Origin of the sequence: Demequina iriomotensis (assembly GCF_000971395.1) — a bacterium.
Taxonomy (GTDB): domain Bacteria; phylum Actinomycetota; class Actinomycetes; order Actinomycetales; family Demequinaceae; genus Demequina; species Demequina iriomotensis.
Window position 1 is genome coordinate 161,623 of the sequence record NZ_BBME01000015.1, and the last position, 13,622, is coordinate 175,244.

Annotated in this window: 10 protein-coding genes; 2 read left to right on the plus strand and 8 right to left on the minus strand. The window is 72.7% G+C overall.

The window, feature by feature from the left end:
* Window positions 1–71: 71 nt before the first annotated feature.
* Together AOM09_RS10625 and AOM09_RS10630 are read right to left on the minus strand one after the other, a co-directional pair.
* On the minus strand, window positions 72–1,193 hold the full coding sequence (locus tag AOM09_RS10625; protein ID WP_062388009.1) for a Gfo/Idh/MocA family protein: 1,122 nt from the start codon (window positions 1,191–1,193) through the stop codon (window positions 72–74).
* Window positions 1,190–4,060, minus strand: coding sequence for an FAD-binding and (Fe-S)-binding domain-containing protein (locus AOM09_RS10630; protein WP_062388012.1), 2,871 nt, complete (start codon window positions 4,058–4,060; stop codon window positions 1,190–1,192). Before AOM09_RS10630 ends, AOM09_RS10625 begins: the two co-directional genes overlap by 4 nt.
* A gap of 116 nt (window positions 4,061–4,176) precedes the next feature.
* Between AOM09_RS10630 and AOM09_RS10635 the strand changes: the two genes are divergently transcribed.
* Window positions 4,177–4,935 carry a hypothetical protein gene (locus AOM09_RS10635; protein ID WP_062388014.1) on the plus strand — a complete coding sequence of 253 codons (759 nt, stop codon included), beginning with the start codon at window positions 4,177–4,179 and terminating at the stop codon, window positions 4,933–4,935.
* Here AOM09_RS10635 and AOM09_RS10640 read toward each other — a convergent pair.
* Window positions 4,923–5,588, minus strand: coding sequence for an arsenate reductase/protein-tyrosine-phosphatase family protein (locus tag AOM09_RS10640; RefSeq protein ID WP_062388017.1), 666 nt, complete (start codon window positions 5,586–5,588; stop codon window positions 4,923–4,925). The two genes, AOM09_RS10635 and AOM09_RS10640, sit on opposite strands and share 13 nt — an antisense overlap.
* A 343-nt stretch (window positions 5,589–5,931) precedes the next feature.
* Between AOM09_RS10640 and AOM09_RS10645 the strand changes: the two genes are divergently transcribed.
* Complete coding sequence (locus tag AOM09_RS10645) at window positions 5,932–8,061, plus strand: hypothetical protein (protein WP_062388019.1); 2,130 nt, start codon at window positions 5,932–5,934, stop codon at window positions 8,059–8,061.
* A gap of 71 nt (window positions 8,062–8,132) precedes the next feature.
* Here the strand turns inward: AOM09_RS10645 and AOM09_RS10650 are convergent, their stop codons facing one another.
* The 5 genes from AOM09_RS10650 to AOM09_RS10670 form a co-directional block, all read right to left on the minus strand.
* Window positions 8,133–8,936 carry a L,D-transpeptidase gene (locus tag AOM09_RS10650; RefSeq protein WP_062388022.1) on the minus strand — a complete coding sequence of 268 codons (804 nt, stop codon included), beginning with the start codon at window positions 8,934–8,936 and terminating at the stop codon, window positions 8,133–8,135.
* A 99-nt stretch (window positions 8,937–9,035) separates the two neighbouring features.
* Entirely contained in the window at window positions 9,036–10,346 is a 1,311-nt protein-coding gene (locus tag AOM09_RS10655) for an oligosaccharide MFS transporter (RefSeq protein ID WP_062388024.1), read from the minus strand.
* Window positions 10,347–10,592: 246 nt separating this feature from the next.
* Window positions 10,593–11,609, minus strand: a complete 1,017-nt coding sequence (locus AOM09_RS10660) for a glycoside hydrolase family 43 protein (protein ID WP_228375120.1) — start codon at window positions 11,607–11,609, stop codon at window positions 10,593–10,595.
* A gap of 372 nt (window positions 11,610–11,981) precedes the next feature.
* Window positions 11,982–12,785 carry an HpcH/HpaI aldolase family protein gene (locus tag AOM09_RS10665; protein ID WP_062388029.1) on the minus strand — a complete coding sequence of 268 codons (804 nt, stop codon included), beginning with the start codon at window positions 12,783–12,785 and terminating at the stop codon, window positions 11,982–11,984.
* Entirely contained in the window at window positions 12,770–13,555 is a 786-nt protein-coding gene (locus tag AOM09_RS10670; RefSeq protein WP_062388031.1) for a 2-keto-4-pentenoate hydratase, read from the minus strand. The genes AOM09_RS10665 and AOM09_RS10670 overlap by 16 nt, the downstream gene beginning before the upstream one ends.
* Window positions 13,556–13,622: the final 67 nt, after the last annotated feature.

A 13,622-nucleotide genomic window follows, 5' to 3' on the forward strand; every position in this document is an offset into this window, starting at 1 on the left:
CGCACCCTACCTGCAGGGTCAGCCGCCGGATGGCGCGAGTGCCATCGCGAGCAGCGCCGCGGACGCGCGGCTCACCCCCACGGCTGGTCCGCGACGACCACGTCGGCGCGCGTGCGCGCGGACTCCACGATCGCGAGGCCCAACGCGTGATCCCACAGGCCCTGCGCGAGCGGGTACGGCTCCGGCCCCTCGCCGCGCGCCCAGCGCCCCGTGTCGAGCAGGATCTGCGCCACCGCCAGGTCGTCCTCCGACATGCGGGACGCGTGCCACGCGTTGCGGTAGACCACCTCCCCGTCGAACGAGCTGTGCCACAGCGCGTTGCCCTCGAAGTTGAGGTCGTGGCCGGTGCGGCGGTGCTCGAGACGCGAGCCCACGGGCCCGTCCGGGGTGAGGCGCAGCACCGCGTCGTCCGCGATCTCGCCGTGCGAGCCGCGGATGACGATGCGCCGGTGCAGGTAGGGGTTCCACCACTGGTTGTCGACGAAGTCGTACAGGCCCATGCGCCCGTCGCCGAAGTCGAGCGTCGCGATGGTGGTGGTGCGCGGCTCGGGCTCGCCGGAGCCGGTCCAGCCGGCGGGGGTGAGGGGGTCGACCATCGGCGCGGTGAACGTGCGCGCGGTCACGGTGGCCCCGGTGACGCGGGACGCGTCGCCCGCCCCGAGCATCGTCCGCATGAGCGAGACCGCGTGATAGAGGTGCGTCGACGACAGCTCGACGGTGTGCGGCGCGCCGATGACGCCGCGCTCGAGCAGCGCGATGCGCGCAGCATGGCCGGGCATGCGGGTGTACTGCTCGGCGACCTGCACCAGTCCGCTCGCGCCGACGGCGTCCCACAGCGCGCGCAGACCGTCGAGGTCCGGTGCCGGCGGGGTCTCCGCGAGCACGGGCACGCCCGCGGCGACCACGTCGCGGATCACGCCGGGGCTCGCCTCCCACGGGACGGCGGCGACCACGAAGTCGGGGCGGAGGCTCAGCGCGTGGTCGAGACCGTCGACGGCCAGGCGATCGTCCAGGTGCGCGGTGTGCGGCGAGGCGTCCACGCGGGCCTCGCGCACGGCGTCGCGCGCGCGGGACGGCGTGCGTCCCACGACGGCGACGGGCTCGAGCGCCTCGGGCGCCATCGCGGCGAGGCGCAGCATGAACCGGGTGCGCCAGCCCGTGCCGACCACCGCGAAGCGGACGGGCGCGCTCATCGCGACGCCCGGCGCTCCGCGAGGAGCTCCGCGAGGTGGCGGCCCTGCACGCCCGCGAGGTCGTCGGCCTGCGTGCGGCAGCTGACGCCGTCGGCGAGGTAGATGCTCCCGGGAGGCGCCTCGCGCAGGGCGGGCAGCAGCGAGTTCTCGGCGACCTTGACCGACGTGTCGTAGTGGCCCTTCTCGGTGCCCCAGTTGCCGGCCAGGCCGCAGCAGCCCGCCGTCTCGGTGACGGTCGCGCCCGCACGGGCGAGAAGCTCGCGGTCGGCGGCGTAGCCGAGCACCGAGTACTGGTGGCAGTGCGGCTGGACCACCGCGGTGACGTCCTCGAGGCTCGGCGGGCGCCAGTCCTCGCGGGGCTTGGCGGGGGCGCGGCCCGTGAGGACCTCCGCGAGCGTGTAGGTGTGCGACGCGACCGCATGCGCGCGCGGGTCCTCGGGCAGCAGCTCCGTGAGGTCGCCGCGCAGCACGCCCATGCAGCTGGGTTCGACGCCCACGATGGGCACGCCGTTGACCGCCCACGGCCCGAGCACCCCGAGCAGGTGCTCGAGGTGCTTCTTGGCGCCGTCGAGCTGCCCGGTCGAGATCCAGGTGACGCCGCAGCACGCGTCGCCCGCGACCACCACCACGTCGAGTCCCGCGTCCTCGAGCACCTCGACCACCGCCGTGGGGATCTGCGGGTCGAGCCCGTCCGTGAAGCTGTCGGCCCACAGCACCACGAGGTTGTCGAGGCGGGTCGCGCGGTCGGGATCGGCGCGACGGGTGCGCGCGACCTCGGAACGACGGAACGGCACCGCGAACGCGGGCAGGCGCCGGCGCGTGTCCATGCCGGCGATCGACACCGCCATCCGCTGGATCGGCGCGGGGCGCAGCACCGCCGTGATGAGCCTCGGCGCGAGGCCCACCACCTTGAGCCAGCGGGGCAGCCACCCGATCGAGTAGTGCGTCACCGGACGCACCTTGTTCTTGTACGTGCGGTGGAGCACCTCGGACTTGTAGGCGGCCATGTCGACGCCGCTGGGGCAGTCGCTGCTGCACGCCTTGCAGCTGAGGCACAGGTCCAGGCTCTCGCGCACCTCGGGCGCGGTGAGGCCGCCGATGAGCGTGCCGTTGAGCGCGTCCTGCAGCACGCGGGCGCGGCCGCGCGTCACGTCCTTCTCGTCACCCGTGGCCTGATAGCTGGGGCACATGAAGCCCGAGCCGGAGCCGATGGAGTCCGCGCGGCACTTGCCCACGCCCGTGCAGCGGTGCAGCGCCTCCGCGAGGTCGCCGTGATCGTGCTCGAGGGCGAGGCCGATGCTCGGGGTGCGCGGCGCGGCCGGGCGGCGCAGGTGCGCGTCGAGCGGGTCGGGGTCGACGATGACGCCGGGGTTGAGGACGTTCTCGGGGTCGAAGAGATGCTTGACGCCCTTGAAGAGGTCCACGGCCTCCGCGCTGTACATGGCCGAGAGCAGCTCGGAGCGGGCGCGGCCGTCGCCGTGCTCGCCGCTCAGCGAGCCGCCGTGCGAGGCGACCAGTGCCGCGGCGTCCTCCATGAAGGCGCGCAGGGGGCGGCCGTCCTCCTGCAGCGGGATCCCGAGGCGCACGTGGATGCAACCGTCGCCGAAGTGCCCGAAGGGCTGCCCGACCACGCCGTGGCGGTCCATGAGCGCGTCGAAGTCGCGCAGGTACTGCCCCAGCCGCTCGGGCGGGACGGCGGCGTCCTCCCAGCCCGGCCAGGCCTCGTGGTTGTCGGGCGTCCGGCCCGAGAGCCCCGCGCCGTCCGCGCGGATGGCCCACAGGCGGGCGGCCTCCCTCGGGTCGTCGACGGCCCGCCAGGCGTCGGTGCCGGAGTCCGCGGCGAGCGCGGCGAGCGTGGCGCGCGCCTCCTCCTCGGTCGCGCCGCCCACCTCGACGAACAGCCAGCCCGCTCCCGCGGGGAGGTCCGGCACGGGCCCGGTCGCCCCGGCCACGCGCGCGACCAGGCGCGCGTCGAGCCCCTCGACCGCCTGGGGCGAGTGGCGGAGCATCGGCACCACCGCATCGGCCGCCGCGGGCATGTCCGCGTAGCCGAACGCAGCGGTGAGGCGCACCGGCGGCACGTCGACGAGCGCGACGGTCGCCTCGAGCACGGTCGCGAGGGTGCCCTCGGTGCCGACCAGGAAGCGCGCGAGGTCGCCGCCCAGCTCGGGCAGCAGGTGCTCGAGCGAGTAGCCGCTCACCTGGCGCGAGAAGCGGCCGAACTCGGTGCGGATGAGCGCGAGGTTCGCCTTCACCAGGTCCTCGAGCCCCGGCACCGCCCCGACGCCGCCTCGCACCGCGTCGAAGCGGCGTCCCAGGCCGTCGGCCACGTCGAGCGCGACCACGTTGTCGGCCGTGCGGCCGAAGGCGACGGCGTGCGGACCGCACGCGTTGTTGCCGATCATCCCGCCGAGCGTCGCGCGGGTCGAGGTGCTCGGGTCCGGGCCGAAGCGCAGCGCGGCGCCCGCGACGCGCTTCTGCAGGTCCGAGAGGATGACGCCCGGCTGCACGCGCGCGGTGCGCGCCTCGACGTCGACGTCGAGGATGCGGTTCATGTGGCGGCTGACGTCGAGCACGATGCCCGTGCCGATCGCGTTGCCCGCCACCGAGGTGCCGCCACCGCGCATCGTCACCGGCACGCGTGCCTCGCGCGCGACCGCGAGCGCCGCGAGCACGTCGTCCGCGTCGCGCGGGTAGGCCACCACGCGCGGCGGGATCCGGTAGTTCGACGCGTCGGTGCTGTACTCGGCGCGCCGGCGCGCGCCCGTGTCGACCTCCCCCTCCATCGCGCGCGCGAGGGAGGCCGCGAGGTCCGCGGCGTCGGCGGGGGCGAGGGACTGCGAGGCCGTCGTCGTCACGCGGGCCATTCTTCCACCCGCGCGCCGCGCTCGTGCCAGGGACATCGGGCCCGGGGCGAGCGGCGCTCACCGCGCGAACCGGGCACATCGGACGCATGATGAGAGCAGGCTCGAGGGAGGCCACCATGAATCTGCTGCGCGCGTCCGCGCTCGCCGGCGCCGTCATGCTCGTCACCGCGGGGGCGGCCGTGATCGCCACCGCCCCGTCCGGCGAGCTCGCCCCCGGGGTCGACCCGCCGATGGGCGTGGTCAACGTCTCGTGCGGCACGCAGATGAACCTCGACCTCACCTACGGCACGCCGGACAACCCCGAGGACGGCTTCAACTCCTGGCTGTTCGACTGGTCCTTCGACGTCTACATCGACGGCGAGTACCTCACCACGCTCGACGACGAGGACGGGGACCTGCGCGGCTTCCACGGCGTGGTCGCCGCGGACCAGCTGCCCGACGTCAACTACACGTGGTCGGTCGACGCGCACTACGGCGAGGAGCTCTTCCCCGGCGCGTTCAGCGGCGAGGTGGTGTGCACCGTCGAGGTGACCCCGCAGGAGCCGACGCTCACCGACCCGTGCGGCCCTGACAACGCGTCCTGGACGCTGCCCGAGCCGGGCGAGGGCTACACGTACGAGACCTCGACGGACGGCGACCTCCTCATCGTCACCGCGATCGCCGCGGACGGGTACTCGTTCGCGGACGGCGCCACCACCGTGACCTGGACGGGCACGGACTCGGGCGTCGCGTGCGACGTGGTGGTCGAGCCCACCCCGGAGCCGACGGACGACGGCGGCACCGATGTGGGAGGCGTCGACGGCGGCGGCGGCTCCGGCGTAGCGGGGGTCGGCGGCGCGGACCCTGTGCCGGGCACGGCGGGCTACACGGGCTGAGCGAGCGTCGCCGCGAGCCGGCGCACGCGCGGCGCGAGCGCGTCGAACGCCGCCGCGAACGCGCGCGTGGTGCCCTCGGCCGCGGGGTCCGGCACGGACCAGTGGGCGTCGCCGCCGCACTCCTCGTAGGCGAGGTCGCACACCGTGATGAGCAGGTCGCCCTCGCGTCGCACATCGTCGAGCCGCGCGGGCGCGAAGGCCGCCGGCGCAAGCCCGCGCCGGTCGAGCTCGTCGAGCGCGAGCGGGTGGATGCGCCCGGCAGGGTCGGTGCCGCCCGAGGCCACGGGGACGATGCGCTCGGCGGCGAGCATCGCGGCCGCCATCTGCGAGCGCGCGGCGTTGGCGGCGCACGCGAACACCACGCGCGCGGGCGCCGGCTGACCCTCGGGACGCGACTCCGCCTCCACGGTCGCCACCACGAGCGGGGACCACACGAGCGTGAGGTACGAGCGCCTGCCGTCGGCGTCGGAGCGGCGGCGTGCGACCACGCCCGCGCGCTCGAGCACGCGGACGTGGTGCGCGAGCAGGCTCGACGCGAGGCCGCTGCGCGAGGCGAGCTCGCCCGGGGCGAGGTCGCTCGCGGCGAGCGCGTCGACGATCGCGAGCCGATGCGCGTCCGCGAGCGCGGCGAGCATGTGGGCGCGATCGATCATGGACACACGTTATCTCAACCCGGCTTGAGGTACCGCCGGGCACCCTTGCCGCGCCCTTCTCGCGCCTCTCGCCCGCCGCGATCACGCGGGGCACCAGCGACGATGCACCTGCGACACGCCGTGCCACGTTCGCGTGCGGTCGGCCGCGGCGGGGTCAGACTTGAGCCGATAACGCTCTCACTTCTGTCACATCCTTCACGCCCGTATATCCACGGCACATGCGTTGATGTGACGGTCGCCACACCTTTGACGGCCCCGAGGCCCGGCCCGAGCATGGGGGCGACCTGGAGGACCACCGACATCGCTGAGGGCGTCGGTCAGCCTCCCAGGTCGGGAGGACGACATGAAGCTGAGGGAGCTGGCTGTCGCCATGGTGGCGACGGCCTTGATGATCATGGGGGTCGCGCCCGCCGCACAGGCGACGCAGGGCGGGACCGGCGGGGACGGCGGCACCGCGAAGGTGTGGGTCTGCAAGTACTCCGGCACCCCGTACGTGGACGAGACGCTCAAGAGCGGCAAGAACCCCATCGCGGTGAGCGCCTCGGCGACCACCGGGACGTGGTTCAAGGACCGCCACGGGCAGTCCTACGTGCTCGACCAGGTGACGTGGCGCACCACCGCGCGCGACGGCAGCTACAGCGGCGGCGCGACCTGCCCGACCGGGCGCACGTTCGACTGGGACTGGACCTACGACGCGCCCACGTGCGCCGCTCTCACGGTCGAGTACCCCGCGACGCTGCCGTCCGGTCAGGCCAAGGACGTCAACGTCACCATCAAGAACACCGCGACCGGCGCGACGAAGACGCTGAACTTCCACAAGGGCTACGGCACGTGGTCGGGCACGCAGACGTTCACGTTCGCCTCCCACCCGCAGTGGCCGGGCTGGTCGCAGTACGCGGTGACCTGGATCCAGGTCGCCGGCACCAACCACCACTGGCAGGGCTCGGTGTCGTGCGGCGAGCGCGAGAAGCCGGCGAAGCCTGAGCCCCGGGTGACCACCGGCAGCTGGGAGATCTCCGACTACCTGTGCGGCACGTCCACCGTGAAGAAGACGCGGACCGTCACCACCACGGACTGGACCTGGGACGCGACGGCGTGGGAGTGGAAGCCCGCCACCGCATCCTCCACCTCCACCGAGACCAAGACGCGCGCCATGACCGCCGAGGAGAAGGCCGAGCACTGCGGCACGACCGAGATCGACGTGTGCTCGAACATCGACGGCATCCAGACGTCCGCGCCGTCCGGGTGGACGGCCAACAGCGACGGCACCTGCTCGAAGTGCAAGCCGCCGAAGGTCGATGTCTGCACCAACCTCCCCGGCGACCAGACCACCGTGCCCGAGGGCATGGAGGTCGACGAGAAGGGCCGCTGCACCACGCCGCCGCCCGTGGACGTCTGCGCCAACATCGAGGGCGACCAGGCCGAGGTGCCCGAGGGCATGGAGGTCGACGACGAGGGCACGTGCGCCCCGCCGCCCACCGACCTCTGCCTCAACGTCGACGGCGTCCAGGCCGAGCTGCCCGCGGGCGTCGAGGTCGACGAGCACGGCGACTGCGCGATGGAGGCGACCACGGCCTACGGCGACTGGAACGGCGCGCCCGTGTGCGGCGTGAGCTCGTACACCAAGTGGCGCACCGGCACGCTCACCACGTACGCCCCGGCCCTGGTCGACGGCGTGTGGGAGTGGGTGGTCGACACGGTCGAGGACCTGGGCACCTTCTACATGAAGGTGGACCTCGAGGAGGTCGTCCCCTGCGAGGACGCGGCAGCCTCCATCGACGTGACGCCCGCGAGGTGCGACGCCCCCGGGGCGCTCGGCGCCGTGACCGCGGAGCACGCGACCGCGCAGGAGGAGCCGGCGACCACGCCCGGCACCCACACGGTGACCTTCGTGGCGGCCGCGGGACACGCCTTCGCCGGCGGTGCCAGCGAGCTGGCGGTCGAGTACACGATCGAGGACCAGCTCACCGACGGCTGCGCCGGCGAGCCGCAGGAGCCGTCGATCGACGGCACGCTCCTGGGCGAGCAGTGCACCGCCGACGCGCCGTACCTCACGTACGACATCGTGCTCGACGACCCGGACGGGCTGTCGACCGACGACGGCACGGCGACCATCCGGTTCGTCCACCCGACCGACGCGGCCCTCGACTGGACCACCACGGTGGACATCGGCTCGGGCCGGATCCTGTGGCCGGGCGCCGACGTCGACGAGGACGGCGTCGCGATCGCCTGGCCCAGCTGGGAGTACAACGCGGCCACCGAGGAGTGGGAGCCCGTCGGCGACGGCAACTACGGCTGGACCCGCGAGCCCGACACCCAGGTGATCATCGAGGTCAACCCGACCAAGGAGTTCACGGTCACGTACCCGCCGGCCACGCCCGAGTGCAACTCGGAGCCGCCCACGGACATCGTGGTCGTCCTGGACGCCCCGCCCGCGACCGCGGTCACCGGCGTGGCCACGTACACCGGCTGATCCCCGGTGTGCCCGCCCGGGGGCACGGACCTACCTCAGCGGTCCGTTCCCCCGGGCTTCGCCGTTCCCGGTCAGCCCTCGATGTACACCGGCGTGCCGAGCGGGATGCCGATGTCCTCGACCAGCTCCGTGATCACGTCGTTGGGCAGACGGATGCAGCCGTGGGAGACGGCCTCGCCGATCGAGCCCGGGTCGTCCGTGCCATGGATGCCGATGACCGCGTCGCCGCCGGCGAACTCGTCGAGCACCGGCGAGAAGCCCGACAGCCCGTAGGCGTAGGGGCCGTAGGCGCCGTCCGGGTCCGGCGGCTGCAGCAGCTCGCGCACGTAGTAGACGCCGCCTGGGGTCGGGAGTTCGTCCGTGCCGAGTCCGATCTCGGTCGCGAGCACCACGTCGTCGCCGTTCCAGACCGTCAGCTCGAAGTCCGCGAGGGAGACGTCGACGCGGAAGTCGGTGGCGCTCAGCACCACGTCGTCGGCGGAGATCCAGCCGGTGGTGCCGTTCGGCCTCACGGGGAGATAGACCTCGACCCATGACCCCTGGATCTGGTCGACCAGGAACACCAGCGGCGTCTGGTCGGGGACGGTGAGCACGTCCGCGGCCGCGATCTCCACCTGCTCGGCGCCACCGGGCTCGGTGAGGACCGTGACCTCGGCGGCCTTCGCGCGCGCGATGTAGGCCGTGGTGGGCTCGCCGGCGACCACCGAGGTGCCGGGGCTCGGCGCGGCGGCGGCGGACGCGTCCGCCGTCACGGCGGGCACCGACGCGGTGGTGGACGATGCGCCCGGAGACGGCGCCTCCTGCGCGGCGGGGGTGCACCCCGCCAGGACGGCCGCCCCTGCGGCGATGGACGACAGCACGACGATGCGACGCATCGGACCTCCCTCAGACCCTCGGCGCCCCCACACTACGGGGCGACCGCCCGGCCTGGGTAGGTTCCCAGGCCGGGCGGCCGGCGCATCGTCCCGCGGTGGTCAGGCGGCGACGAGCTCGCGCTCCTCGGGGTCGCGCCGGTCCGCGTCCTCGAGGCGCTTGTCGTTGCGCATGAGCAGGCTCGCGATCACCGTGACGCCGATGATGACGGCGGCCATCACCAGGTAGGCGTCCGCGAAGCCGATGGTCTCGTAGGCGTGGCCGAAGGGCAGCGAGAACGCGGCGACGCCGATGGACTTCGCGACGCCGAAGCCGAGCATGTAGGCCGTCGCGGAGATCTTCACGTCGAACATCCGGGTGATGTACTTCATCACCGAGACGAGCATGAGCGGCATCTCGATGGCCGCGAGCAGGCGCCACGCGATGAGCGCCTCGGTGGTGGTGACCATCGCCGAGCCGAGCACGCGGACCACCAGGATCGCGGCGAACAGCTGCAGGCCGCGCTTCGCGCCGATCTTGTTGACGAACCACGGCGCGACCAGCATGACGGCCGCCTCCGCGAAGATCTGGATGGTGACCACGTTGGCGAACAGCGAGACGGGGTCGCCGTGGTTGACGTGCTGCTCGAAGTAGATGGAGAACTGCTGGTCGAAGACGTCGTAGAGCGCGGCGGTGCCGAACATCAGCACCACGAAGCCGACGAAGCTGCGGTTGCGCACGAGGCCCTTGATGGTGTCCTTGCTGACCTTCGCCTCGGAGCCCTCGCCCTTCGCGGCGTTCTCGGCGGCCTGGTGCGGCACCTTCGCGACGAACAGCAGCGCGCCGAGCACGAGCGCGCAGAACGATGCGGCCCACCAGATCGAGTCCGGGTTGACGTGCGTCCAGATCCAGCCGCCGATGGCGGTGATGGTGCCGCCCGCGATCGAGCCGAACAGGCGCGCGTGACCGTACTCGAACTTGTTGGCGCGGCTCGCGCGCTCGTTGAAGGCCTCGACCACGGACACGCCGGCGAGCAGCACGAGCGACATGTACATGCCGGCGACGACGGCGGCGCCCGTGACGTTCCACTGCAGCAGCGACGGGAAGGCGAGGCCGAAGAACGGGCCCACCATCGCGCCGCACAGGACGACGAAGGAGAAGAGGTGCTTCTTGAGGCCCAGGCGGTCCTGGAGGTAGCCGTACAGCGGCTGGAGGCACAGGGCCGTGATCGCCATCACGGTGTTGATGAGGCCGATGTCGCCCTCGCCCATGCCCGCCTGCTTGAACCACAGGCCGTGGAAGGAGAAGAAGATCTGCCAGATGGCGAAGTAGAAGAAGTACAGCCCGCCGTAGTTCCAGAACACGCCGCGCTTGAGCGAGGCGAGGATGGACCCGCCGCCGGTGGCGGGCGTGGCGGTGGTAGGTGCGCTCATGGCACATCCCTTCCGGGGAGTCTGGTGAGGTGCGGCCGACGGTGGCCGGAACGGTCGGGAGCCGCGGGCGGCCTTCGCCCGCGCATGCTCGATGCGATCGTTCGTCCGGGGCGGTCCTGCGTCACCCCGTGTCCGAATCACAATAGTTGGCGGCATACAACAAAAGGCGGGACGTTGCGCCTATAACGGAGTTCTCGCCCTCTCCCTCGGCTCGCCCCGCCCGGCCCCGTCGGGAGGCGGGGCGGCTCAGGTCATGGTCCCGTCGGGCGGGAGGACCTCGACGCCCGACGGGGCCGGGCGCGTGAGCGGGAGCGGCCTGCCCCACACGGGCTCGCCGTCGCCGTCGAACGGCAGCACCTGCGCGCACGCCTGGCGGTTGGGCTCCCACAGGGGGTTGCCCTCCAGCTCCGTGTAGGTGCGGGCGTGGTAGACCAGCACGGTCTCCCCTACATCGTCCTCGGTGAAGCTGTTGTGGCCCGGGCCGTAGATGCCGTTCTCCGGCGCGGACGTGAAGACCGGGGTCGGGCTCTTGGTCCAGGAGGCGGGATCGAGGAGGTCGGCGTCCGCATCCGCGGTGAGGAGCCCCATCGCGTACTCGATGCCCGTCGCCGACGCGGAGTAGGTGAGGTACAGCTTCCCGTTCCTCTGGAGCACGCTGGGCCCCTCGGCCACCCAGAACGTGACGATCTCCCAGTCGAACTCCGGCTTGCACAGCATGGTGGCGGGCGTCGCGAGCGTCCACGGGTTCTCCATGCGCGCGATGTAGAGGTTGGAGTGTCCCTTCACCGCGAAGTCCTGCTGCGCCCACACGAGGTACTGGTCGCCGTCCTTCACGAAGCTCGTCGCGTCGAGCGCGAAGGACTCCCAGCCCGTGTCGACCTGCCCCTTCTCGGTCCAGGTGCCGGTGAGCGGGTCATCGTCGAGGCACTCGAGGCAGTAGACGCGGTGGTTGAACGTGTCATCCGCGTCGGGGACGTCGAAGGTGACGTCCATGTTCGGCGCGGCCGCGTAGTAGATGTACCAGGCGCCGTTCACGCGATGGATCTCGGGGGCCCAGATGAGGCTGCTCTGCGGGCCCGCGTCGGGCTTGGTCCAGATGGTCACCTCGGGCGCCGCCTGGAGGTCCTCGAGGCGCGCAGCGCGCCGCAGCACGATGCGGTCGTACAGCGGGTAGGAGCCCGTGAAGTAGTACCAGCCCTCGTGGCGCAGCACGCACGGGTCCGCGCGCTGGAGGACGATCGGGTTCGGGATGGGCTCGGGCACGATCGCTCCTGGTGTCGCGGGAGAAGGGGCTCTCCTCGCACCCTAGGGGAGCGCGCGTGCGCCCGCTCGATGAAGGCGGCGATCTGCGCGGTGCGGTTGCGCGGGGCGGCACGTCGCGGCGCGATGTGTCCCCGTTCGAGTGCTTCAGCGAGGGTTGAAACGGGCTCGCCGCGAGACCGAGTCGCACGTTCGGAGGCGCGCGGCAGCCCACGGTGTTTCAGCCACAGGTGCAGAACCCGAACGAAGACACACCACCGCGCGCGCGAGCCGGCCTTCCCCCACACCACCGCGCGCGCAACCCCGCCCCGTCTCACACCGCCGCGCGGGCGAGCCGGCCTCCCCCACACCGCCGGGTCGGGTCGAACGCCGGGTTCAGTAGGACGCCGTGGGCCCGTCCTCCGCCGCCGGGACCCAGCGGGCCGCGAGCGCCTCCGAGCCTCGCGCGAGCATCGCGACGTCCGCCGCGTGCAGCACGAACGTCGCCCCGGCGTCGAGGTACCCCTGCGCCACCTCCGGGTCGAAGGCGTTGACGCCCACGGGCTTGCCGGCACCGAGCACGGCGGAGAAGGCGCGCCGCACCGCGGCGGTCACCTCGGGATGAGACTGCTGCCCGAGCAGCCCCATCGAGGCCGCGAGATCGGACGGCCCCACGAACACGCCGTCGACGCCGTCGACCGCGGCGATCTCACCGGCGGCCTCGACCGCGGCGGCCGTCTCCACCTGGACGAACAGCGCGACGTGTTCGTCGGCGTCCTCGAGGTAGCCCGGGACCCGGTTCCACCGCGCCGAGCGCGCGAGCGCCGATCCGACCCCTCGCCGCCCGCGCGGCGGGTAGCGCACCGCCTCGACCGCGGCACGCGCCTCGTCGGCGCTGTTGACCATGGGCACCAGCACGTTCTGCGCGCCCAGGTCGAGCACCTGCTTGATCAGCACCGGATCGTTCTTCGCGACGCGCACCACGGGCGTCACCGGGTACGCCGCCACCGCCTGCAGCTGCGCCAGCACCGACTCGAGGCCGCTGGGCCCGTGCTCCATGTCGATGAGCAGCCAGTCGAGCCCTGCGCCCGCGCAGATCTCCGCGACCAGCGGCGAGCCCGAGCACACCCACATGCCGGCGAGCGGCCGCCCGGCCCGCGCGAGCCGGGTGGCCAGGGTCGGGTCTAGACGAAGCGGCATTCGACAACCCCCAGAGGTCCGTAGTCGGCGAGAACAGTGTCGCCCGGATGCACCCACATCGGCCGGGTGAACGAGCCCGCGAGGATGATCTCCCCCGCCTCGAGACGGTCGCCATGCGGGGCGAGCGTGTTCGCGAGCCACGCGACCCCGGTCGCCGGGTGTCCGAGCACGCCCGCCGCGACGCCGGTCTCCTCGATCTCGCCGTTGCGCGACAGCAGCGCCGCGACCCAGCGGAGGTCCACGTCGCCGGGCGCCACTCTCGTGTCGCCCACCACCATGGCGCCGTACGCGGCGTTGTCCGCGATGGTGTCGACGATGGTCCGGCCCTCGAGCCGGATGTGACTGTTGAGGACCTCGAGCGCCGGCACCACGTGCTCGGTGGCCGCCATGACGTCCTCGAGCGTGCAGCCGGGACCGGCGAGCGGGCGCGACAGCACGAACGCGAGCTCGACCTCGATGCGCACGTTCGAGTAGTCGGCGTGGGCGAGCGAGTCGCCCGAGGCCAGCACCGTGTCCTCGAACATCACGCCGTAGTCGGGCTCGGTGATGCCGGTCGCGGCCTGCATCGCCTTGGAGGTGAGGCCGATCTTGCGGCCCGCGATGCGCCGCCCGTCCGCGAGACCCTTGTCGCGCCACACGCCCTGGATCGCGTAGGAGTCCTCGACGGTCGCCTCGGGGTGGCGCGCGGTGATCCGCTCGATCACGCCATGCTCGCGGTCGGCGCGCGCGAGCTCCTCGGCGATCGCGGTGATGGTCTCGGGGGGAAGCAACGGCGCTCCTGTCAGTGTGGGATGGCGGTGAGGACGATGCGACGGCCGGGTGAGGGGCGACGGCCGG

Excerpts from the sequence above, each read along its gene's own strand:
- AOM09_RS10645 (WP_062388019.1), top strand. The coding sequence starts at position 5,932 with ATGAAGCTGAGGGAGCTGGCTGTCGCCATGGTGGCGACGGCCTTGATG.
- AOM09_RS10665 (WP_062388029.1), bottom strand. The coding sequence starts at position 12,785 with ATGCCGCTTCGTCTAGACCCGACCCTGGCCACCCGGCTCGCGCGGGCC.
- AOM09_RS10640 (WP_062388017.1), bottom strand. The coding sequence starts at position 5,588 with ATGATCGATCGCGCCCACATGCTCGCCGCGCTCGCGGACGCGCATCGG.
- AOM09_RS10655 (WP_062388024.1), bottom strand. The coding sequence starts at position 10,346 with ATGAGCGCACCTACCACCGCCACGCCCGCCACCGGCGGCGGGTCCATC.
- AOM09_RS10625 (WP_062388009.1), bottom strand. The coding sequence starts at position 1,193 with ATGAGCGCGCCCGTCCGCTTCGCGGTGGTCGGCACGGGCTGGCGCACC.
- AOM09_RS10635 (WP_062388014.1), top strand. The coding sequence starts at position 4,177 with ATGAATCTGCTGCGCGCGTCCGCGCTCGCCGGCGCCGTCATGCTCGTC.
- AOM09_RS10630 (WP_062388012.1), bottom strand. The coding sequence starts at position 4,060 with ATGGCCCGCGTGACGACGACGGCCTCGCAGTCCCTCGCCCCCGCCGAC.
- AOM09_RS10650 (WP_062388022.1), bottom strand. The coding sequence starts at position 8,936 with ATGCGTCGCATCGTCGTGCTGTCGTCCATCGCCGCAGGGGCGGCCGTC.